The organism is Streptomyces sp. MNU89, assembly GCF_020982505.1.
GTDB classification, from domain to species: Bacteria; Actinomycetota; Actinomycetes; order Streptomycetales; family Streptomycetaceae; genus Streptomyces; species Streptomyces xinghaiensis.
Genome location: NZ_JAJKLL010000001.1, coordinates 3,818,569 through 3,839,450 on the forward strand (window position 1 = coordinate 3,818,569; position 20,882 = coordinate 3,839,450).

Below are 20,882 nucleotides of genomic sequence, written 5' to 3' on the forward strand. Positions count from 1 at the left end.
GGGGCGCGGACGGCCTGGGCGGGCCGAGGTTTTCAGGGCCTCATCCGCGGACGGGGACCTGGATGCGGGGGAGCCGGGGGAGGGAGCCTCAGAAGGCGGCCTCGTCCAGCTCCATCAGGGAGTTGTCGGTCTTCTCGGCCAGGGTGCGCTGGACGGAGACGCCCGGCAGCACGGTGTGCGCGAAGAACTTGGCCGCGGCGATCTTGCCCTCGTAGAAGGACTTGTCCTTGGCGGAGGCCGAGGCGAGCTTCGAGGCGGCGACCGCGGCGCCCTTGAGGAGCAGGTAGCCGACGACGACGTCGCCGGAGGCCATCAGCAGGCGGGTGGTGTTGAGGCCGACCTTGTAGATCGACTTCACGTCCTGCTCGGTGGCGGCCAGGTCGGTCAGCATGTGGCCGACGATGGCCTCCAGGTCGACCGCGGCCTTGGACAGCTCGGCGCGGGCGTCGGCCAGCTCCTCGCCGCCCTCGGCGTCGCCCAGGAACTTCTTGATCTCCTCGGAGAGGGCGGTCAGCGCCTGGCCCTGGTCCCGGACGATCTTCCGGAAGAAGAAGTCCTGGCCCTGGATGGCGGTGGTGCCCTCGTAGAGGGTGTCGATCTTGGCGTCCCGGATGTACTGCTCCAGGGGGTACTCCTGGAGGTAGCCGGAGCCGCCGAAGGTCTGCAGCGACTGGGCGAGCAGCTCGTAGGACTTCTCGGAGCCGTAGCCCTTGACGATCGGCAGCAGCAGGTCGTTGAGGCGGTGGATGGCGGAGGCGTCCTCGCCCGCGGCCTCCTTGACCAGGATCTCGTCCTGGATCGAGGCGGTGTAGAGGACGAGGGAGCGCATGCCCTCGGCGTACGCCTTCTGCGTCATCAGGGCGCGGCGGACGTCGGGGTGGTGCGTGATGGTGACGCGCGGGGCGGTCTTGTCCGTGAAGGCGGCCAGGTCCGGGCCCTGCACGCGCTCCTTGGCGTACTCCAGGGCGTTGAGGTAGCCGGTGGAGAGGGTGGCGATGGCCTTCGTGCCGACCATCATCCGCGCGAACTCGATGATCATGAACATCTGGCGGATGCCGTCGTGCTTGTCGCCGATCAGCCAGCCCTTGGCGGGGTGCTTGTCGCCGAAGGTCATCTCGCAGGTGTTGGAGACCTTGAGGCCCATCTTGTGCTCGACGTTGGTGGCGTAGACGCCGTTGCGCTCGCCCAGCTCGCCAGTCTCGAAGTCGAACTCGTACTTCGGCACCATGAACAGGGACAGGCCCTTGGTGCCGGGGCCGGCGCCCTCGGGGCGGGCCAGCACGTAGTGGATGATGTTCTCGGAGAGGTCGTGCTCGCCCGAGGTGATGAAGCGCTTCACGCCCTCGATGTGCCAGCTGCCGTCCTCCTGCTGGACGGCCTTGGTGCGGCCGGCGCCCACGTCGGAGCCGGCGTCCGGCTCGGTCAGCACCATGGTGGAGCCCCACTGCTTCTCCACCGCGATCTGCGCGATCTTCTTCTGCTCCTCGGTGCCCTCCTCGTAGAGCACGCCGGCGAAGGCCGGGCCGGAGGAGTACATCCAGACCGCCGGGTTGGAGCCCAGGATGGTCTCGGCGAAGCCCCAGAGCAGGGAGCGCGGGGTGATGGTGCCGCCCAGCTCCTCCGGGATGCCCAGCCGCCACCACTCGGCGTCCATGAAGGCGCTGTAGCTCTTCTTGAAGGACTCGGGGAGTGGTGCGGTGTTGGTCTCCGGGTCGAACACCGGCGGGTTGCGGTCCGCTTCGGCGTAGGACTCGGCGAGCTCGTTCTCGGCGAGGCGGGCGATCTCGGACAGGACGCTCTTGGCGGTGTCGACGTCCATCTCCGCGAACGGGCCGGTGCCGTACAGCTTGTCGCGGCCGAGCACCTCGAAGAGGTTGAACTCGATGTCGCGGAGATTCGACTTGTAGTGCCCCATGGCGACGGCTCCGTAGCTTCGGGGAGGCGGCATACCTCTACTGCGTACCAAACGTGGTTCCGCCATGATGCTACCCGTCAGTAATAAGACGCAAGCCCCCGCCGGTCAACTGTGACTCGTTACCCTTTGGGGCATGTACGGCTATGACCAGAACCCGGGCGCCGGGCAGAGCTACGCGGCCCCTCCGCCACCCCCGCAGCAGGGGCGCGGCGGCTACGGCGCCCAGCCGGGCCAGCCGCTCTACCCCGAGCCGTCCCCGCCGTCGCTGGCCGACGCGGTGCGCGCCTTCACCACGGGCTCGATGTCGGCCGAGGACTTCCAGCACATCTTCTCGACCTCGAAGATCTACTGCCCGCGCGGTGAGGGGCCCGGTTTCCTGGCGCTGCACAGCACCCAGCAGCCGGTGATCCCGCTCTTCACCTCGCTGAAGGAACTGCGCGGCTACGCCGGCAAGGAGTCCAAGTACTTCACGCTGACCGGCGCCGAGGTGCTCGACCTGCTGCCCACGGGCTACGGCTTCGTGCTGGACATGGAGGGCGAGCACCGGATGGTCTTCGACGCGAAGGCCGTCGAGCAGATGGTCGACTTCGCGATGCGGCGGATGTACGGCTGAGGGCCGTCCCTGTCTCCTCCGCGGTGGACCGGCGCCGCCCCGCCGGGCCCGCAGCCGGCCCCGGGCGGGTCCGGTTCGCATCCCGGACATAAGCGTCACGGTCCGCGGCCGGCGCATTAAGCCTGGCTTAAGCGCGGCTCAAGCGTTCCTCAGCTCCCCGCACCTTCTCGCGTATCCGCAGGTCAGAGGCTTTTGGGGCTTCGCCTTCCGATTGGCGGGGCCCTTGGTCGTGCGTATCGTCGTGGCCCACCGGCGGCGCGCGGCGCACAAAGAGAGCGCTCTCAGAAAGAGTCCGTCTGTCCGTGCGCTCAATGCGCACCGTCCGGCGCCCGACGCCGAACCTTCCCCACAGACGAGGTGTGTCCACGCCATGGCAGCTCATCGCGCACGCCGATGGTCCTTCGGAGGGCTGGTGCTTCTGATCACCACCGCCCTCGCCTCCGCCATCCTCTTCAACACGTCCGGCCCGGCCACGAACCAGGCGAACGCCGCCGCGGCGCAGACGTGGTCCGACGACTTCGACGGCGCCGCGGGCAGCGCGCCCGACTCCTCGAAGTGGACCCTGGAGACGGGCGGCAGCGGCAACGGCAACAACGAACTCCAGTACTACACGAACAGCACCGACAACGCCGCGCTCGACGGCAAGGGCAACCTGGTCATCACCGCCCGCAAGAACAGCGACCCGGGCCTGCAGTGCTGGTACGGCACCTGCCAGTACACGTCGGCGCGGCTGAACACGGCGAAGACCTTCACCCAGAAGTACGGCCACTTCGAGGCCCGCATCAAGATCCCGCGGGGCCGGGGCATCTGGCCGGCCTTCTGGATGCTGGGCGACGACCTCGGCTCCGTCGGCTGGCCCGACAGCGGCGAGATCGACATCATGGAGAACGTCGGCCACGAGCCCGGCACCGTCCACGGCACCCTCCACGGCCCCGGCTACTCGGGCTCGGGCGGTATCGGCGCCGCGTACACGCTGCCGAACGGCGCGTCCTTCGCCGACGACTTCCACGTCTTCGCCGTCGACTGGAGCCCCTCCGGGATCACCTGGTCCGTGGACGGCCAGGCGTACCAGACCCGCGGCCCGGCGGACGTGGGCGGCAACAAGTGGGTCTACGACCACCCGTTCTTCCTCATCCTGAACCTCGCGGTCGGCGGCAACTGGCCCGGCAGCCCCGACGCCGGCACGTCCTTCCCGCAGACGATGACCATCGACTACGTCCACGTCACCACCTCCGGCTCCGGCGACGGCGGCGGCACGCCCCGCACCGGCGCGATCAAGGGCATCGGTGGCATGTGCGCCGACGTCGCGGGCGCGAGCAGCGCCGACGGCACGCCGATTCAGCTGCACAACTGCACGGGCCACGACGCCCAGAAGTGGACGGCGGGCAGCGACGGCACCGTGCGGGCCCTCGGCAAGTGCCTGGACGTCAAGGGCGGTTCACACGACGACGGCGCGGCCGTGCAGCTCTACACCTGCAACGGCACGGCGGCGCAGCAGTGGACCCACACCGCCGCCCGCGACCTGGTCAACACCGGATCCGGCAAGTGCCTCGACGCCAAGGACAACTCCTCGGCCGACGGCACCCGCCTCCAGATCTGGACGTGCACCGGCGCCGCCAACCAGAAGTGGACCATCGGCTGAGCACCCGCGGCGCCGCGCCGGGCCGCCTCCCGCTTCCTCCCGATCCCCCCGAGTGCCCCGGCCCCCGGCCGGGGCCCAAGGAGTACCCATGGCACCCCGTCACCAGCGCAACCTGACCCGTCGCAGGATGCTGTTCGCCCTGGGCGGCGCGGCCGTCGCCGTCCCGGCGATCGCGACCGTCACCCCGTACGCCCTCGGCGGCGAGGCCGGCACCTCGGCCGCCGGCTCGCTCCCGGTGACCATCGCCAACAACAGCGGTTCGTTCCGCAACACCTCCGTGCACCTCTACGTCGTCGGCAATCTCGACGGCAGGCAGGTACGGCTCACCCCGGAGGGCACCGTCGTGCCCATCGCCCTGTCGGACAACGGAGCCGACGGCTTCACCGACTACGCCATCCCCCTGGCGGGCAGCGGCGAGACGAAGCTGTCCCTCCCCCACATGTCGGGCCGCATCTACGTGTCCCTCGGCGAGAAGCTCAAGTTCAAGGCCGTGGCCGACGGCAACGGCGACGCGGCCCTGCAGTACCCGGCCGGGTGGGTCGAGTCGGACCCCAACTACGGCGTCCTGCACGACTGCGCCGAGTTCACGTACAACGCGGCCGGCATGTTCTGCAACACCACGATGGTCGACATGTTCAGTGTGCCGATGAGCATCCGGCTCACCGGTGAGAAGGACCAGACGACGGGTGCCCTGCGCGAGGGCGGGCGCTCCGCCGCCTTCGCCGCCGTCCGGCGGACCGAGGAGTTCGCACGGCTGGTCGTGGACGACACCCGCATCATCGCTCCCGGCCACGGTCTGGACGCGGGCCTCTTCCCCGAGGACTACTTCGCCCCGTACATCGACGAGGTGTGGAGCACCTACACCGGCAAGGACCTCAAGGTCACCACCAACGCCGGCACGTTCACCGGCCGGGTGCGCGGTGAGCGGTTCACCTTCGACGGTCCGGCCTCCGTGTCCTTCGCCAAGCCCTCGACCCGCGACGTGTTCTTCTGCGACGGCAACCTCGCCGCGCCCAACGACGGCACCACCGGTCCCGTCGCCGCCGTCCTCGGCGCGGGCTTCAACCGCTCGACCCTGCTCACCGGCACCGCCCAGCCGGCCACCGACCCGGCCGCCTTCTACCGGGGCGAGCTGACCAACCACTACGCGAAGGCGGTCCACGCGGCGACCGAGGACGGCAAGGCGTACGGCTTCGCCTTCGACGACGTCGCGGACTTCGCCTCCTACATCCAGGACACCCGCCCGACCGGCTTCACCCTCACGCTGTCGCCGTTCTGACGGATCTCCGGACGAACTGGCACCCCCGCCGGCCGGCGCCTGGGAGCGGGGCGGGGCGGGGCGGCGGACGGGAGGGGACCGCCTGCGCGGTGATCGCGGGGCTGTGGCTGCGACCTCATGAGAGGGCGCGGCCGGCTCCGTCCGCCGTCCGCCGCGGACCGGAGGCGGTCTCGCGCACCGCGCCGTGCATGGGGCATGCTCCCCGCACAAGGGGTGCCGGACGGGCGGACGATGTCCGGTCTCGGGAATGGCGGCGCCTCGGGTTGTTGTTTACTGTTCAACTAAGCCCCGAGGAGGAACCCATGCCCGCCATCACCGTCGAGAACCCCCTGACCCTGCCGCGCGTGGCCGCGCCGGCGGATGCCGCGGCCCGCCCCGTGCTGGCCGTGACCACCGCGCCGAGCGGCTTCGAGGGCGAGGGCTTCCCCGTCCGCCGGGCCTTCGCGGGGATCAACTACCGTCACCTGGACCCCTTCATCATGATGGACCAGATGGGTGAGGTGGAGTACCAGCCCGGGGAGCCCAAGGGGACCCCGTGGCACCCGCACCGCGGCTTCGAGACCGTCACCTACATCATCGACGGGATATTCGACCACCAGGACTCCAACGGCGGTGGCGGCACCATCACCAACGGTGACACCCAGTGGATGACGGCCGGCGCCGGCCTGCTGCACATCGAGGCGCCGCCGGAGCGGCTCGTCATGTCCGGCGGGCTCTTCCACGGGCTCCAGCTGTGGGTGAACCTCCGGGCGAAGGACAAGATGATGGCGCCGCGCTACCAGGACATCCGGGGCGGCAGCGTCCAGCTGCTCACCTCGCCCGACGGCGGCGCGCTGCTGCGGGTCATCGCCGGCGAGCTGGACGGACACCACGGTCCCGGGATCACGCACACACCGATCACGATGGTCCACGCGACGCTGGCCCCCGGTGCCGGGATCACCCTGCCCTGGCGCGAGGACTTCAACGGCCTCGCCTACGTCCTCGCGGGCCGCGGAACGGCCGGGGCCGAGCGCCGTCCGGTCCGGCTGGGCCAGACCGCCGTCTTCGGCACCGGTTCCTCGCTCACCGTCCGCGCGGACGAGAAGCAGGACGCCCACACCCCGGATCTGGAGGTCGTCCTGCTCGGCGGCCGGCCGATCGGTGAGCCCATGGCCCACTACGGCCCGTTCGTCATGAACACCCGCGAGGAACTCCAGCAGGCGTTCGAGGACTTCCAGAAGGGGCGGCTGGGCACGGTCCCGGCCGTGCACGGGATGTCCGAGGGCGGGCTGTAGGCCGGGACGGGGCCCCGCCCCTTCGCCCCGCCACCGGCCGGGCCGGTCGGGAACGGGCCGGCCGGTCCCGCCGGCCGGGCCGGTCAGGCGGCGAAGTCCGGGACGGCCTCGGGGAACAGCGGCCCGCGCGGCTCCGGCTCGTCCGGGCCGGGCGGGCCGGGGTTCTCGTACAGCTCGAACCAGGTGGTCTTGCCCTCGCCCCGGGGATCGACCCCCCAGGCGTGGGCGAGCAGTTCCAGCAGCACCAGGCCGCGGCCCGAGGAGGCCAGCTCGCCCGGGCGGCGGCGGTGCGGCAGCTCGTCGCTGCTGTCGGCCACGTCGACGCGGAGCCGCCGGCCCACACTGCCGTCCCCCTCCGGTGCGGTGATCTCCGCGACCGCGACGGCGTCACCGTCCGTGTGCACCAGCACATTGGTGACCATCTCGGAGAGCATGAGCTCGGCCGAGTCCACCTGCTCTGGGTCCGACCAGTCGTGCATCAGCTCGCGCAGCTGGCGGCGGGCCAGGGAGATGCGCTCCGGCTCGGCCTGGGCGATGGTCATGACCGTGCGGCGCATCTGACGCAGCGGGTACAGGGCGGGGGCGCCGCAGCCGGGCCCGTTCCGGCAGAGCAGCAGGAGGACGATGTCGTCCTCGCGCCGGTCGGAGAGCGGGCCGGGCCGGTAGTGCGAGGAGGGGCCGTGCACGGCCTGGATCACGCTGTCGGCCATGGTCTCCATGTCCTCCGAGACGTGCTCCTCGATCGCCTCGCGCAGCCGCTGCCAGCCGGTCTCCAGATTGTGCCCGCCGGTTTCGAGCAGACCGTCGGTGAAGAGCATCATCAGCTCCCCCGGCTCCAGGACGATCCTGGTGATCGGGTAGTCGGCGTCCGGGGAGACGCCGAGCGGCAGCCCGCCGGCCGTGGTCCGGGTCATCATGGTGCCGTCGTACATCCGGGTGACGGGCTCCTGGTGGCCGGCGCGGGCGATGTCCAGGGTCCCGGACGCCGGGTCCGCCTCGATGTAGAGGACGGTGGCGAAGCGCGGGTCGTCCTCGCCGCCCTCGCCGTCCGGCCGCCGGTCGGCGAGCCCGGCCAGGAAGCGCGAGCCGCGGGAGAGCACGGCGTCGGGGTGGTGTCCCTCGGAGGCGTAGGCGCGCAGGGCGATCCGCAGCTGGGTCATCAGGCTCGCGGCGCGCACGTCGTGGCCCTGGACGTCGCCGACGACGAAGGCCACGCGGTCGGACGGCAGCGGGATCATGTCGTACCAGTCGCCGCCGATCTGGAGCCCTCCGCCGGTCGGTACATAGCGGGCCGCGACCGTCATCCCCGGGGTCTCCGGCGGCACCGGGGGCAGCATGGCCCGCTGGAGCCCCACGGCCAGCTCCCGCTGGGACTCCTGGGTGCCGGCCCGGGAGAGCGCCTGGGCCAGCATCCGGGCCACGGTGGCCAGGATCGACCGCTCGTCCGGGGTGAAGGCGACGCGGTGGTCGAAGGTGGCCAGCCAGGCGCCGGTGGTGCGGCCCGCCGTGATCAGCGGGACGTAGGCCCAGGACTGCAGGTCGAAGCGGGACACCAGCGGCCAGGTGAGGGGGTACCGCTCGCGGAACTCCCCGGGCGAGGAGAGGTAGACGGCCCGGCCGGTGCGCACCACCTCGGCGGCCGGGTAGGGCGTGTCCAGCGGCATCTCCTCGAAGGGCGGCTCCTCGTCGTCGGGGCGGTCGCCCTGGAAACCCACGATCTTCAGCCAGTCCCCCTCGACGGTGAAGACGACCAGGCCGTTCGGGGAGAAGCCCGGCATGGAGAGGTTCCCGGCCACCCGCAGCACCTCGGAGGTGGACCGGGCCTCGGCCAGCGCCCGCCCGGCGTCCAGCAGGAAGGCCTCGCGGGCCCGCCGCCAGTCGCCGGTGACCCGGGGCGGCGCCGCGGTGTCGTCGGCGTGCCGCGGCTCCTCGGGGAGCTCCTGGACGGTGCCGATCAGCGTGACCCTCCCGGCGTCCCGGTGCGGCCGGGCGCGGACACGGATCCTGCGGAGCACCCTGCCGTCGTCGCCGATCACCCGCATCAGCACCTCGGCCAGGGTGCCCTCGGTGAGGGCGAGGCTCACGACCTCGTTCATCTCCACCCAGTCCACCGGGTGGAAGCGGGCCCGGGTGGCCCCCGGGGAGAGCGTGGTGTCGATCGCGTCGAACCCCAGCAGCCGGGCCGCCTCGGCGTCCACCCGCAGGGCTTTGGAGGCGGTGTCCCAGCGCCAGAGGCCGGTCGCGGTGGCGGACAGGACATCCTCGGAGCGCATTACATCACTTTAGGCAGCTTTGGGGCATTCTGACGACCGGCTGTGGGGCAGGTGGCTACCGGTACCCTTGACGGGGCCCCCGACGGGCCCGGTCCCACGGGCGCCCGGCGCCCCCCACCACGATCCGACGACGATCCGACGACTTGGATGAGCGATGCATCGGTACCGGTCCCACACCTGCGGCGAACTCCGCGCCGCTGACGTCGACACCGAGGTGCGACTGAGCGGCTGGCTGCACAATCGTCGCGATCTGGGCGGCATCCTCTTCGTCGATCTCCGCGACCACTACGGCCTGGTCCAGCTCGTCGCCCGGCCGGGCACGCCGGCCAACGAGGCGCTGGGCTCGCTGACCAAGGAGACCGTCGTCCGGATCGACGGCCGGGTCAGCGCCCGCGGCGCCGAGAACGTCAACCCCGACCTGCCGACCGGCGAGATCGAGATCGAGGTCGACGAGGTCGAGGTGCTGGGCGAGGCCGAGCCGCTGCCGTTCACGATCAACACCGAGGACGGGGTGAACGAGGAGCGCCGGCTGGAATACCGCTTCCTCGACCTGCGCCGCGAGCGCATGCACCGCAACATCGTCCTGCGCTCCCAGGTCATCGCCTACCTCCGCCGGGAGATGACCGCCCTCGGCTTCATGGACATGGCGACGCCGATCCTCTCGGCCACCTCGCCCGAGGGCGCCCGCGACTTCCTCGTCCCCTCCCGGCTGCACGCCGGCAAGTTCTACGCGCTGCCGCAGGCCCCGCAGCAGTTCAAGCAGCTGCTGATGATCGCGGGCTTCGACCGCTACTTCCAGATCGCCCCCTGCTTCCGCGACGAGGACGCCCGCGCCGACCGCTCGCCGGGCGAGTTCTACCAGCTCGACATCGAGATGAGCTTCGTCGAGCAGGAGGACGTCTTCCGGGTCATCGAGAAGGTGATGACCGACCTGTTCACCGAGTTCGGGCAGGGCCGCGAGGTCACCTCCCCGTTCCCGCGCATCCCGTTCCGCGAGGCGCTGCTCAAGTACGGCAGCGACAAGCCGGACCTGCGCGCCGGGCTGGAGCTCACCGATGTCTCGCACCTCTTCGCGGACTCGGGCTTCAAGGCCTTCGCCGGCAAGCACGTCCGCGCGCTGGCCGTGCCGGACACCGCGGAGCAGCCGCGGAAGTTCTTCGACCAGATGGGCGAGTTCGCCGTCGAGCAGGGCGCCAAGGGCCTGGCCTGGGTCCGGATCGGCGAGGACGCGAAGCTCACCGGCCCGATCGCGAAGTTCCTCACCGAGGACGACACCGAGCGGCTGATCGCCGAGGTCGGCGGCAAGCCCGGCACCGCGGTGTTCTTCGGCGCCGGCGAGTTCGACGAGGTCTCGAAGATCATGGGCGCCGTCCGCGTCGAGGCCGCCCGCCGGGCCGGGCACTTCGAGGAGAACGTCTTCCGCTTCTGCTGGATCGTCGACTTCCCGATGTTCGAGAAGAACGAGGACACCGGCGAGATCGAGTTCTCCCACAACCCCTTCTCCATGCCGCAGGGCGGCCTGGAGGCGCTCCGGGAGAAGGACCCGCTGGACATCCTCGCCTGGCAGTACGACATCGTCTGCAACGGCGTGGAGCTGTCCTCCGGCGCCATCCGGAACCACGAGCCCGACGTCATGTACGAGGCCTTCGGGATCGCCGGCTACTCGCGGGACGAGGTCGAGCGCGAGTTCGGCGGCATGCTGCGCGCCTTCAAGTTCGGCGCCCCGCCGCACGGCGGCATCGCCCCGGGCGTGGACCGCATGGTGATGCTGCTGGCCGACGAGCCCAACATCCGCGAGACCATCGCCTTCCCGCTCAACGGCAACGCCCAGGACCTGCTGATGGGCGCCCCGACCGAGGTCGATGAGGCCCGGCTGCGGGAGCTCCACCTCAGCCTGCGGAAGCCGCAGGTGAAGCAGGAGCGGTAGGCGGCCGTAAGGAGCCCGGGACCGCGTTCCGCGCGGTCCCGGGCTTCCTTTTCGGAAGGCGAAGCGCTACTTCGGCGCCGATGTCGCGCTATTATGCATGCATGGCTACCGTTCAGATCAGAAACGTCGATGATCAGGCCTACGCGATACTGCGCCGGCGCGCCGCGGACTCCGGGAGGTCGCTCCAGGAGTACCTGCGGAAGATGCTGGAGGACCAGGCGGCGCACGAGCCGATCGAGGACATCCTCACCGCGGTACGGGCCGACCTGGTGCGGGAGGTCCCGATGGAGGCCATTGTCGAAGCACAGCGTGAAGGCCGGGGCGAATGATCGTCGTTGACAACTCCGTACTGATCTCGTCCCTCGTCGACGCCGGTCCGGCGGGCAAGGCCTGCATGGCCCGGATGTCCGGTGAGCGGCTGGTCGCCCCCGGGGTGATCGATTACGAGGCACTCAACACCCTGCGGAACCTCCTGCGGGCCCGGAAAGTCGACGTGGAAGTCGCCGAGCGGGCGGTGCGAGTACTGCCCGACCTGCCCATCGAGCGGGTGCCCTGCAAGCACCTGATTCCGAGGATGTGGGAACTGCGCAACAACTACACGCCGTACGACGCCGCGTACGTGGCGCTGGCCGAGCATCTCACCGTGCCGCTCGTGACCGGCGACGGGCGGCTGGCCCGGGGGTCCGGCACGCGGTGCGTCGTGGAACTCATCACCTGACAGGCCGTACCGGGGAAACATGCCGGACGGGCCGCGGAGGGCCGTTCCTCCGCGGCCCGTCCGCGGACCGTGTGGGTTACTCCTCGCCGCCGAAGCGCTCGCGGTAGGCGGCCAGGTCGTCCTCGGTGATCTTGGCGAAGAGGACCGGCGGTACGGTGAAGGCCGTGCCGGCCGGGACGGCGGCCAGGGCCGCGGCCTCCTCGGCGGTGACCCAGGCGGCGGTGTCGTCCTGCAGGTCGAACGCGGCCCGCATGGCCCTGGCCGAGGCCGGGATGAACGGCTCGGAGACCACCGCGTAGAGGTGGATGAGGTTCATGGCCGTACGGAGCGTGAGCGCCGCCGCGTCCTGGTCGGTCTTGATCTCCAGCCAGGGGGCCTTCTCCTCCAGGTAGGAGTTGCCCGCGCTCCACAGGGCGCGCAGCGCCTGCGCCGCCTTGCGGAACTGCAGCTCCTCCATGTGCCGCTCGTACTCGGCGAGCAGGCCCGCGATCTCCCCGCCCAGCTTCCGCTCGGCCTCGCCGGCCTCCGCGCCCGCCGGGACGGTGTCGCCGAAGCGCTTGCGGGAGAAGGAGAGCACCCGGTTGACGAAGTTGCCGAGGGTGTCGGCGAGGTCCTTGTTGACGACCGAGGAGAACAGCTCCCAGGAGAAGGAGGTGTCGTCCGACTCGGGGGCGTTCGCCATCAGGAAGTAGCGCCAGTAGTCGGCCGGCAGCAGCTCCAGGGCCGCGTCGGTGAAGACGCCGCGCCGCTGGGAGGTGGAGAACTTCCCGCCGTAGTAGGTGAGCCAGTTGAAGGCCTTGACGTAGTCGACCTTCTTCCAGGGCTCGCGGGTGCCGAGCTGGGTGGCCGGGAACATCACGGTGTGGAACGGGACGTTGTCCTTGGCCATGAACTCGGTGTAGCGGACGTTGTCCGCGCCCGCGGGCTCGTACCACCAGGACTTCCAGTCCCGGACCTCGCCCTCGCCCGCACGGTCCGCCCACTCCTTGGTGGCGCCGATGTACTCGATCGGGGCGTCGAACCAGACGTAGAAGACCTTGCCCTCGGCGGCCAGCTCGGGCCAGGTGTCGGCCGGGACCGGGACGCCCCAGTCCAGGTCGCGGGTGATCGAGCGGTCGTGCAGGCCCTCGGTCAGCCACTTGCGGGCGATGGAGGAGGCGAGCGTCGGCCACGCGTCGCCGCATCCGTCGATCCACGCCTCGACCTCGCCGGCCAGCTTCGACTGGAGCAGGAAGAGGTGCTTGGTCTCGCGGATCTCCAGATCGGCGCTGCCGCTGATCGCGGAGCGGGGCTCGATCAGATCGGTGGGGTCGAGCACGCGCGTGCAGTTCTCGCACTGGTCGCCGCGGGCCTTGTCGTAGCCGCAGTGCGGGCAGGTGCCGACGATGTAGCGGTCCGGCAGGAAGCGGTCGTCGGCGAGGGAGAACACCTGGCGGATCGCGCGCTCCTCGATGAAGCCGTTCTCCTTGAGGCGGCGCGCGAAGTGCTGGGTGATCTCGATGTTCTGCTCGGAGGAGCTGCGGCCGAAGTAGTCGAACTCCAGGCCGAAGCCGTCGTAGACGGCCTTCTGCGCGTCGTGCTGCCCGGCGCAGAACTCGTCCACCGGCAGCCCGGCCTCCTTGGCGGCCAGTTCCGCCGGGGTGCCGTGCTCGTCCGTCGCGCAGATGTACAGCACCTCGTGACCGCGCTGCCGCAGATAGCGGGCGTACACATCGGCCGGGAGCATGGACCCCACCATGTTGCCCAGGTGCTTGATCCCGTTGATGTACGGAAGGGCGCTGGTGATGAGGTGTCGAGCCATTGCGGCTGCTCCCGGGTAGCAGGTGGATGCGCGGAGTGATGGAGAGGGTTCTGCGGGCGGTCAATATCGTATCGGAGCGGGTGGCGCCACCCGTCCGGCTATCCGGTGGGCGGACGCCGGGCGGTGACCGGGCGTCTCCGCCCGCGGCCGGGTGCTCCGGACGGGGACGCGACGGGGCGCGGGACGGGGCACCGCGGGGCGGCCGGGGCGGTCCCCGGCATCAGGGCGGCGTGAAGATTGCCGGAACCCGGCAGTGCGCCGGGGCCCTCCCGGCTGCGAGACTGCCAGGAACGCGGGAAGTGCGGGGCGCGTACGGGGTCCCGCTCCACGCGGGGAGAGGGGGGCCGGATGGCGTGGTTTCTGGGACTCGGTGCGGCAGGGCTGGTACTGCTGGTCCTCGCGTTCGTCTTCGACGGTGTGCTGGACGGTGTGCTGGACGGGGCCTTCGGGGGGATGGTCTCGCTGCCGGCCCTGGCCGGGTTCGTCTCGATGCTCGGCTTCGGCGGCGCCATCGTCCTCGGCACCACCGGAGCCGGGCCCGTCGGCGCGACCGCGGCCGGGACGGCCGCCGGGCTGGGCACGGCCTGGCTCGTGGTCCGGCTGAGCCGGGCGCTGATGCGGGACCAGACCGCGCCGACGCTCCGCTCCGCCGACCTGGTGGGCACCCCGGGCTCGGTGGTGACGCCCATCCCGCCGGGCGGCTACGGCGAGGTGCTGCTCCGGGTCGGCGGCCAGCCCCTCAAGTACGCGGCGCGGAGCGAGGTGGCGCAGCCGCTCGGTGAGGAGATCTGGGTGACGGCCGCGCTGTCCAGCACGGCGGTCGAGGTGCGCGCCGTGGAGCGCTAGCGATCCTGCCCGGTTGTCCGTCCGCCCGTCCGTCCGCCTGTCCGATCGTCGGTCCGTCCGCCTGTCCGCTCGCCCGCAGGCCGTCCCCGGCCCCGCCGCGGGTCGTCCCGCCGTCCGGGCGCCGCCGTTTCGTACGTCCACGGGGGGACGGGCGAACCGGCCCTCGGCTCGCCCCAGTTGTTGTGCATCATCCGGTTGTCCGCAGAGAGGCAGGACCCCATGAGCCCAGTGCTCGTCGCCGTGGTCGGAGTCGCCGTACTCCTTGTTCTTCTGGCCGTCATCGTCATCTCGCGCTACAAGGTGGCCGGGCCGAACGAGGCGTTCATCATCACCGGACGCCGGGGCAAGAAGTCCGTCGACGCGGTCACCAGCCGCGTCAGTTACGACACCAGCGGCCAGAAGGTCGTCGTCGGCGGCGGCGTCTTCGTGGTGCCGTTCGTCCAGCAGCGCCATGTGATGGACCTGTCCAGCCGGCACATCCCGGTCGCCGTGCGCGGGGCGGTGACGCTGCGCGGCGTCAAGGTCGACCTGGACGGGGTCGCCATCGTCAAGGTCGGCGGCGACGAGGACGCGATCCGCGCCGCCGCCCAGCGGTTCCTCCAGCAGCAGGACGGGGTGGTCGGCTTCACCCAGGAGGTGCTGTCCGGCGCCCTGCGCTCCATCGTCGGCCGGATGTCCGTGGAGGACGTCATCCGGGACCGGGCGGCGTTCGCCGGGCAGGTCGCGGAGGAGGCCGAGGCCAGCCTCTCCGGCCAGGGGCTCGTCCTCGACACCTTCCAGATCCAGGACATCTCCGCCGAGGGCAGCTATCTGCAGGACCTCGGCCGGCCCGAGGCCGCCCGCGCCCGGCAGGAGGCCGACACCGCCGAGGCCGACGCCCGCCGCATAGCCGAGCAGGCGCGGCTGCGGGCCGAGGAGGAGATCGCGGTCGCGCAGCGGGTACTGGCGCTCCGTCAGGCCGAGATCAAGGCGGAGACGGACGCGGCGGCCGCCCGCGCCGCGGCGGCGGGACCGCTGGCCGAGGCCGCGCGGCAGCAGGAGGTGCTGTCCGAGCAGGAGAAGGTCGCCACGCGGCAGGCCGCGCTGAAGGACCGCCAGCTCGACACGGAGATCCGCAAGCCGGCCGACGCCGCCCGGTACCAGGCCGAGCAGGAGGCGGAGGCGCACCGGGTGGCGCGGGTGAAGCAGGCCGAGGCGCAGGCCGAGGAGTCCCGGCTCACCGGTGAGGGCGAGAAGCAGCGGCGTGCGGCGCTGGCCGACGCGGTACGGCTGGAGGGCGAGGCGGAGGCCGCGGCGGTCGCCGCGCACGGCACCGCCGAGGCCGAGGCGATGCACAAGAAGGCCGACGCCTTCGAGCGGTACGGCGACGCGGCCGTGCTGCAGATGCTCGTCGAGGTGCTGCCGCAGGTCGTCGCGAAGGCCGCGGAGCCGATGGCGGCGATCGACAAGCTGACGGTGATCTCCACGGACGGTGCCGGGAAGCTGCCGCGTGCGGTGGCGGACAACGTCGCACAGGGCATGGAACTGCTGGGCTCCACGACCGGGATCGACCTGGCGTCGATGCTCTCCCGGCTGGCGGGTGGCGCGGCCGGAGGTCCGGGGACGGACACCGGGAGCGGGACGGCCGCGGCGGAAGGCGGGTCCGCCGGGACGGCCGGCGGGAACGGCAAGCCGGGCGCGGAGCGGATCGAGGTCACCGGCTGAACGGCGGCTCGGCCGCCCTGCGGACAGCCGCGCCCGGGGATCTCAAGGCTCCGGAGGAGCCACGGGAAACCCCGGGCGCGGCGCCGTGCCACCGGAACGGGAGGGGACGGGACGGGCGCGGCCCGGCCGGCGGGTGAGCCGGCCGGGCCGCGCCCGGTGTCGTGCCGGCCGCCCGTCTCCCGTGTTCTCCGGGTACGGGCGCGCGCCGGGTGCGGGGGCTGTCAGCCGAGGATGCCCTTCTCCCGGGCCTCCTCCAGCCACTTCGGGAACTCGGCGAGCAGCTGCTCGTACAGCTTGCGGTTGGTGAGCTTCTTCGGTTCCGGACCGGCGTGGAAGAAGCCGGCGTTGTCGGCCTTCCGCCGCTCCGGCACGGACAGGTTGTCGAGCTTCCGGAGGAAGTCGAAACCCTTGGCGTCCGTCTCGCCGAAGCCGATGAACTGCCAGAAGAGCGGCAGCTCGGCCGCCTCGCACAGCGCCTTCTCGGCGGCCGCCTTGCTCGTGGGGGCGCCGTCGGTCTGGAAGATGACGAAGGCCGGGGCGGTGGAGCCGGACTTCTTGTAGTGCTCGACGACGGTCTCGATGGCGCGGTGGTAGTTCGTCCGGCCCATGTGGCCGAGGTCCGCGTGGAGCGCCTCGATACGGCCCTTGTAGTCGTCCAGGGCGATGTCGGCGGTGCCGTCGATGTCGGTGGAGAAGAACACCACGGGGACGGTGCCGTCGTCGTCCAGGTTGGCGGAGAGGCCGAGGGCCTGCTCGGCGAGGTGCTGGACGGTGCCGTCCTTGTAGTAGCCGCGCATGGAGCCGGAGCGGTCCAGGACGAGGTAGACGGCGGCGCGCTGTCCGGCCAGGCCCTCCTTGTCGAGGGCCGCCGACGCGGCCTTGTAGAGGCTGACCAGGCCGGGGGCGGTCTTCCGGAGCCTCTCCGGCGAGACGGCCCCGGCCGCGGGGTCGTTCCCGGCCGCCGTGCCGGAGTCCTTCCCGGCCGTTCCGGTGGCCTCCGTCGCGGACCGCTCAGGCTCGGGCGCCTCCGCCGGTGCGGCCTCCTTCTTCGGGGCCGTCTTCGGGGCGGCCGTCTTCTTGGCGGCGGCCGCCTTCTTCGCCGTGGTCCCGGCGCCGTCCGCGGCGGCCGGGGTCTTCTCCGGTTCGGCGTCCGGGTCCGGGGCCGTGGGGTCGTTGTCGCCGGCGAGCGAGGCGGCCTCCGCCCTGGCCTCGTCGGCGGCGGCTCCGGCTCCGGCCTCGGTGCCGGGTGCCGGCTTGCCCTCGGTGGCCTCGTCGGCCTCGGCCCGGGCGTCCTTCACCGGCTCGGACGGGGCGTCGCCCGAGAGTTCGGCGACCGTGGCCGTCACGGCGTCGACCTCCGCCTGCGCCTCGGCGGAACCCTCCGCCGCCAGATCCCGGCCGGTGCCCCCGGTCTTGTCACCGGCACCGCCGGTGCCCTGGCCGGCGGGGCCGGTGACGGGGTCCGGAACGGCGCCGACGGAGAGGGAGCCGGCCTCCGCGATGGCCTCCTCGGCGGCCCGGTTGGCCTCGGCCGCGGGGCCGGCCCCGCTCGTCGCGGCGGTGTCGGCGGTGGTATCGGCGGGGGTGGTGCCGGCGGGCTCAGCGGCCTCGCCGCCGGTGCCCTTGCCGGACGCCGGGTCCTTCGCGTCCTCCGATGCCGCCGTCCGCTGTTCGGGGGTCCGGGGCTGGTCGAAGGCCGACATCAGGTCGGCGCTGATGCCGCCGGTCTCCTTCCCCTTCTCCGGCTCCGCCTTGCCGGCCGGGCCGGTGCCCTCGGACCCGGTGGTACGGCGCGACTGTGCCGGGACGGAGCCCTCGGCGCCCGCCGGTTCCCCGGCTCCCCGGGACTGTTCCGGTACGGCCGGGCCGCCGCTCTCGCCGGCGCCGCCGGCCGGAGCGGCCGTGCCGGTGGCGTCTGTCGCGCCGGCCGTACCGGCCGCCGGGGGTGCCTGTTCCTCCCGCCCCGCCCGGGACCGGCTGAACACATTCCGCAGCAGACTCCGAATGCCCATGGGAGAAGCCCTTTACAAGTATCGGGTGCGATGAATGTCCGAGGTGCGGGATTCGTCCCTGACCAGGACGGACATGTAAGGCTAGCCAGCAGGGGTCCGGCCGGGCGCGGGCGCCCTCCGCGGCGGGCGGAACGGGGTGCCCGCCGTCCGCGGCCCCGTCGTCAACGGGCCGTACGGAACGGCCCGTTCGAGCGGGGTCGGGGGTTCGTCGATCACGGGTGCTCCTCGCGCCTCCGCCGCGCGGCACCACGCGTCGTATCGGCCGAGCCGGCCCGGCCGGGCGTACGGCTCTGCGACAGCGTCCCAGAAGTCGCCGCGTGTGGCGAGATCTTGTCCCCACGGATAGCCGGTCCTGTACGGATCGTTGTCCGGTTTCCGCCCCGCTCCGGCCGGTGCGGGGCTTGCCGGGCGCAGCGGTCCGTGCTCCGCCCCCGTCTCCGCGGCTTCACCCCGGGTTCATCCGGGGGTTTCCGGCGCGCGGGTCTACGCCCCTAGCGTCAACGCGCGGAGACTGTCCGTGTACCCGGCCGGGAGCCGGGACCGGAGGAACCCTACGGAGGAGAATCACGTGCGGAGACTGCTGCCTCTGATCAGTTCGCATCCGGGCGGAAGGTCCGCCATGACCTGCCGCTACCGGTGCGGGAACGCCTGCTTCCACGAGGTGCCCAACACCAGTGACAACGCCTACGCGGGCGACATCATCGCCGGTGCCCTGTCGCGCCGCTCCATGCTGCGGGCGGGCGCCGTGGTGACCGTCGCCTCGGCGGTCGGAGCGACGGCGCTGGGGCAGGCGCCCGGCGCCGGGGCCACCCCCCTGGACGCCTCCTCCGCCGCCGCGGCGCGGGGATCCGGCCATCACGACCACGGCCGGCGGGCCGCGCGGGGGCTCCGGTTCACGCCGGTCCCGCCGAACACCGCCGACGCCGTCACCGTCCCCCCGGGATACCGCCAGCAGGTCGTCATCCGCTGGGGAGAACCGATCCTGCGCGGGGCGCCGGCCTTTGACCCGGACCGGCAGACCGCCCGGGCGCAGGCCGGTCAGTTCGGTTACAACAACGACTATCTGACGCTGCTGGACCTGCCCGGCGAGCGGTGCCGTCAGGTCATGGTGGCCAACCACGAGTACACCAACGAAGAACTGATGTTCGCCGGCTACGACCCGGAGAACCCGACGCGCGAGCAGGTCGAGATCGCCTGGGCCGCGCACGGACTGTCGGTCGTCGTGGTGGACGAGGAGCGCCGCGGCGGCGCGCTCACCCCCGTCACCCGGCACCGGCTCAACCGCCGGATCACCGCCACCACGCCGTTCCGGTTCACCGGCCCGGCCGCGGGCAGCCGCCTGCTGCGCACCTCCGCCGACCCGAAGGGCACCACGGTCCTCGGCACGCTCAACAACTGCGCGGGCGGCACCACCCCGTGGGGCACCGTCCTCTCCGGCGAGGAGAACTTCAACCAGTACTTCGGCAACGCCGACGCCGTCACCGACCCGGAGACCGTCGCGCGCCTGAAGCGCTACGGCATCACCGACGCGGTCAGCGAGCGCAAGTGGGAGCGGTTCGACAAGCGCTTCGACCTGGGCCGGGAGCCCAACGAGGCCAACCGTTTCGGCTGGGTCGTCGAGCTCGATCCGTACGACCCGGACTCCGTGCCGCGCAAGCGGACCGCCCTCGGCCGCTTCAAGCACGAGGCGGCCCAGCCCCGGCTGACCCGGGACGGCCGCCCCGTCGTCTACATGGGTGACGACGAGCGGTTCGACTACTTCTACAAGTTCGTCTCGAGCAAGCGGATGATGCGCGGCCACGGCCGGGCCGCCCGCGAGCACAACCTCACCCTGCTCGACGAGGGCGCGCTGTACGTCGCCAAGCTCACCGGCGACAGCCCCGCGAGCGAGATCGACGGCAGCGGCAAGCCGCCCCGGGACGGCGAGTTCGACGGCTCCGGCGAGTGGATCAAGCTGGCCGAGGGCGACACCTCGTATGTGCCGGGCATGACCGCCGAGGAGGTGTACGTCTTCACCCGCCTCGCGGCCGACAAGATGGGCGCCACCAAGATGGACCGCCCCGAGGACGTCGAGGCCAGCCCGCGCACCGGCCGCGTCTACGTGGCGCTGACGAACAACAAGGAGCGCGGCCTGGCGGGCAAGGCGCCCGCCGACGAGGCCAACCCGCGCAACGAGAACAAGCACGGCCAGGTGCTGGAACTCACCGAGCGCCGGAACGACCCGACGGCCGAGCGCTTCGCCTGGCGGCTCTTCCTGGTCTGCGGCGACCCGGAGGACCCGGGCACCTACTACGCGGGCTTCCCCAAGGACGAGGTCAGCCCGATCTCCTGCCCGGACAACATCACCTTCGACCCGTACGGCAATCTGTGGCTCTCCACGGACGGCAACGCGCTCGGCAGCCACGACGGCCTCTTCGGCGTGGCCGACCGCGGCCGGAACGAGGGCCAGGTGCGGCAGTTCCTGACGGTGCCGACCGGGGCGGAGACCTGCGGGCCGGTCGTGCAGGAGAAGCGGGTGCTGGTCTGTGTACAGCACCCGGGCGAGGTGGACGGCGCGACGGTCGAGAACCCCGCCTCGGCGTGGCCGGACGGGCCCGGGAAGCTGGTCCGCCCGTCGGTGGTCTGCGTCTGGCGCGCGGACGGCGGCGCGATCGGCGTCTGAGCCGGCGGACGCGAACCCCCGCGGGGCAGTCCGGCCGATACCTGGCGGAGGCGGCCGGGACGACCGGCGGGGAGGGGCCGAGCGGTGAGGCGGAGCCGAACGGCCTGTGGCACCAATTGAGTTGGTACGACCGAGCGGCACCGGCGGGACCGGAGACGGTCCCGCCGGTGCCGCTCGGCGTTGCTCTCCCCCGCCGCACACGCGCCCGGCGCCGGC

Annotated in this window: 14 protein-coding genes; 10 read left to right on the top strand and 4 right to left on the bottom strand. The window is 71.9% G+C overall.

Features of this window, described 5'->3' with window-relative positions:
* Nucleotides 1–88: 88 nt before the first annotated feature.
* A complete protein-coding gene (locus E4N63_RS16465) occupies nt 89–1,915 on the bottom strand; it encodes an acyl-CoA dehydrogenase (RefSeq protein ID WP_125623587.1) in 1,827 nt (608 codons plus the stop codon).
* A gap of 133 nt (nt 1,916–2,048) precedes the next feature.
* Between E4N63_RS16465 and E4N63_RS16470 the strand changes: the two genes are divergently transcribed.
* The 4 genes from E4N63_RS16470 (at nt 2,049) to E4N63_RS16485 (ending at nt 6,723) form a co-directional block, all read left to right on the top strand.
* Nucleotides 2,049–2,528: an SseB family protein gene (locus E4N63_RS16470; protein ID WP_019707299.1), complete on the top strand. Its 480-nt coding sequence runs from the start codon at nt 2,049–2,051 to the stop codon at nt 2,526–2,528.
* A gap of 370 nt (nt 2,529–2,898) precedes the next feature.
* Complete coding sequence (locus tag E4N63_RS16475) at nt 2,899–4,170, top strand: glycoside hydrolase family 16 protein (protein WP_125623580.1); 1,272 nt, start codon at nt 2,899–2,901, stop codon at nt 4,168–4,170.
* An 88-nt stretch (nt 4,171–4,258) separates the two neighbouring features.
* Nucleotides 4,259–5,449, top strand: a complete 1,191-nt coding sequence (locus E4N63_RS16480) for a glycoside hydrolase family 64 protein (protein ID WP_125623579.1) — start codon at nt 4,259–4,261, stop codon at nt 5,447–5,449.
* Nucleotides 5,450–5,751: 302 nt separating this feature from the next.
* Nucleotides 5,752–6,723, top strand: a complete 972-nt coding sequence (locus tag E4N63_RS16485; RefSeq protein WP_230241037.1) for a pirin family protein — start codon at nt 5,752–5,754, stop codon at nt 6,721–6,723.
* An 83-nt stretch (nt 6,724–6,806) separates the two neighbouring features.
* Here E4N63_RS16485 and E4N63_RS16490 read toward each other — a convergent pair whose 3' ends face one another.
* Nucleotides 6,807–8,996: a SpoIIE family protein phosphatase gene (locus E4N63_RS16490; RefSeq protein WP_230241038.1), complete on the bottom strand. Its 2,190-nt coding sequence runs from the start codon at nt 8,994–8,996 to the stop codon at nt 6,807–6,809.
* 154 nt (nt 8,997–9,150) lie between these two features.
* Between E4N63_RS16490 and aspS the strand changes: the two genes are divergently transcribed.
* From aspS to E4N63_RS16505, 3 genes are all read left to right on the top strand, one after another.
* Nucleotides 9,151–10,923 (top strand): aspartate--tRNA ligase, encoded by a 1,773-nt coding sequence (gene aspS, locus E4N63_RS16495; protein WP_125623576.1) that lies wholly within the window; start codon nt 9,151–9,153, stop codon nt 10,921–10,923.
* Between the two features lie 101 nt (nt 10,924–11,024).
* Nucleotides 11,025–11,252 carry a hypothetical protein gene (locus E4N63_RS16500; protein ID WP_125623575.1) on the top strand — a complete coding sequence of 76 codons (228 nt, stop codon included), beginning with the start codon at nt 11,025–11,027 and terminating at the stop codon, nt 11,250–11,252.
* Nucleotides 11,249–11,641 (top strand): type II toxin-antitoxin system VapC family toxin, encoded by a 393-nt coding sequence (locus E4N63_RS16505; protein ID WP_125623574.1) that lies wholly within the window; start codon nt 11,249–11,251, stop codon nt 11,639–11,641. Before E4N63_RS16500 ends, E4N63_RS16505 begins: the two co-directional genes overlap by 4 nt.
* A gap of 76 nt (nt 11,642–11,717) precedes the next feature.
* On the opposite strand, the gene metG is transcribed toward E4N63_RS16505, so the two are convergent.
* Complete coding sequence (gene metG / locus E4N63_RS16510; RefSeq protein WP_125623573.1) at nt 11,718–13,442, bottom strand: methionine--tRNA ligase; 1,725 nt, start codon at nt 13,440–13,442, stop codon at nt 11,718–11,720.
* A 348-nt stretch (nt 13,443–13,790) separates the two neighbouring features.
* On the opposite strand from metG, the gene E4N63_RS16515 reads away from it, so the two are divergent.
* Both E4N63_RS16515 and E4N63_RS16520 read left to right on the top strand, forming a co-directional pair.
* Nucleotides 13,791–14,288, top strand: a complete 498-nt coding sequence (locus E4N63_RS16515; protein WP_125623572.1) for a hypothetical protein — start codon at nt 13,791–13,793, stop codon at nt 14,286–14,288.
* A gap of 219 nt (nt 14,289–14,507) precedes the next feature.
* Nucleotides 14,508–15,992: a flotillin family protein gene (locus tag E4N63_RS16520; RefSeq protein WP_230241039.1), complete on the top strand. Its 1,485-nt coding sequence runs from the start codon at nt 14,508–14,510 to the stop codon at nt 15,990–15,992.
* Between the two features lie 221 nt (nt 15,993–16,213).
* Here the strand turns inward: E4N63_RS16520 and E4N63_RS16525 are convergent, their stop codons facing one another.
* Nucleotides 16,214–18,004, bottom strand: a complete 1,791-nt coding sequence (locus E4N63_RS16525; RefSeq protein ID WP_230241040.1) for a VWA domain-containing protein — start codon at nt 18,002–18,004, stop codon at nt 16,214–16,216.
* A 568-nt stretch (nt 18,005–18,572) separates the two neighbouring features.
* On the opposite strand from E4N63_RS16525, the gene E4N63_RS16530 reads away from it, so the two are divergent.
* On the top strand, nt 18,573–20,666 hold the full coding sequence (locus E4N63_RS16530) for a PhoX family phosphatase (RefSeq protein WP_125623569.1): 2,094 nt from the start codon (nt 18,573–18,575) through the stop codon (nt 20,664–20,666).
* The last annotated feature ends 216 nt before the right edge of the window (nt 20,667–20,882 follow it).

Bases quoted from the DNA above. Each gene is read 5' to 3' on its own strand.
- metG (WP_125623573.1), bottom strand. From the start codon at position 13,442: ATGGCTCGACACCTCATCACCAGCGCCCTTCCGTACATCAACGGGATC.
- E4N63_RS16500 (WP_125623575.1), top strand. From the start codon at position 11,025: ATGGCTACCGTTCAGATCAGAAACGTCGATGATCAGGCCTACGCGATA.
- E4N63_RS16490 (WP_230241038.1), bottom strand. From the start codon at position 8,996: ATGCGCTCCGAGGATGTCCTGTCCGCCACCGCGACCGGCCTCTGGCGC.
- E4N63_RS16515 (WP_125623572.1), top strand. From the start codon at position 13,791: ATGGCGTGGTTTCTGGGACTCGGTGCGGCAGGGCTGGTACTGCTGGTC.
- E4N63_RS16485 (WP_230241037.1), top strand. From the start codon at position 5,752: ATGCCCGCCATCACCGTCGAGAACCCCCTGACCCTGCCGCGCGTGGCC.
- E4N63_RS16520 (WP_230241039.1), top strand. From the start codon at position 14,508: ATGAGCCCAGTGCTCGTCGCCGTGGTCGGAGTCGCCGTACTCCTTGTT.
- aspS (WP_125623576.1), top strand. From the start codon at position 9,151: ATGCATCGGTACCGGTCCCACACCTGCGGCGAACTCCGCGCCGCTGAC.
- E4N63_RS16505 (WP_125623574.1), top strand. From the start codon at position 11,249: ATGATCGTCGTTGACAACTCCGTACTGATCTCGTCCCTCGTCGACGCC.
- E4N63_RS16470 (WP_019707299.1), top strand. From the start codon at position 2,049: ATGTACGGCTATGACCAGAACCCGGGCGCCGGGCAGAGCTACGCGGCC.
- E4N63_RS16465 (WP_125623587.1), bottom strand. From the start codon at position 1,915: ATGGGGCACTACAAGTCGAATCTCCGCGACATCGAGTTCAACCTCTTC.
- E4N63_RS16480 (WP_125623579.1), top strand. From the start codon at position 4,259: ATGGCACCCCGTCACCAGCGCAACCTGACCCGTCGCAGGATGCTGTTC.
- E4N63_RS16475 (WP_125623580.1), top strand. From the start codon at position 2,899: ATGGCAGCTCATCGCGCACGCCGATGGTCCTTCGGAGGGCTGGTGCTT.
- E4N63_RS16525 (WP_230241040.1), bottom strand. From the start codon at position 18,004: ATGGGCATTCGGAGTCTGCTGCGGAATGTGTTCAGCCGGTCCCGGGCG.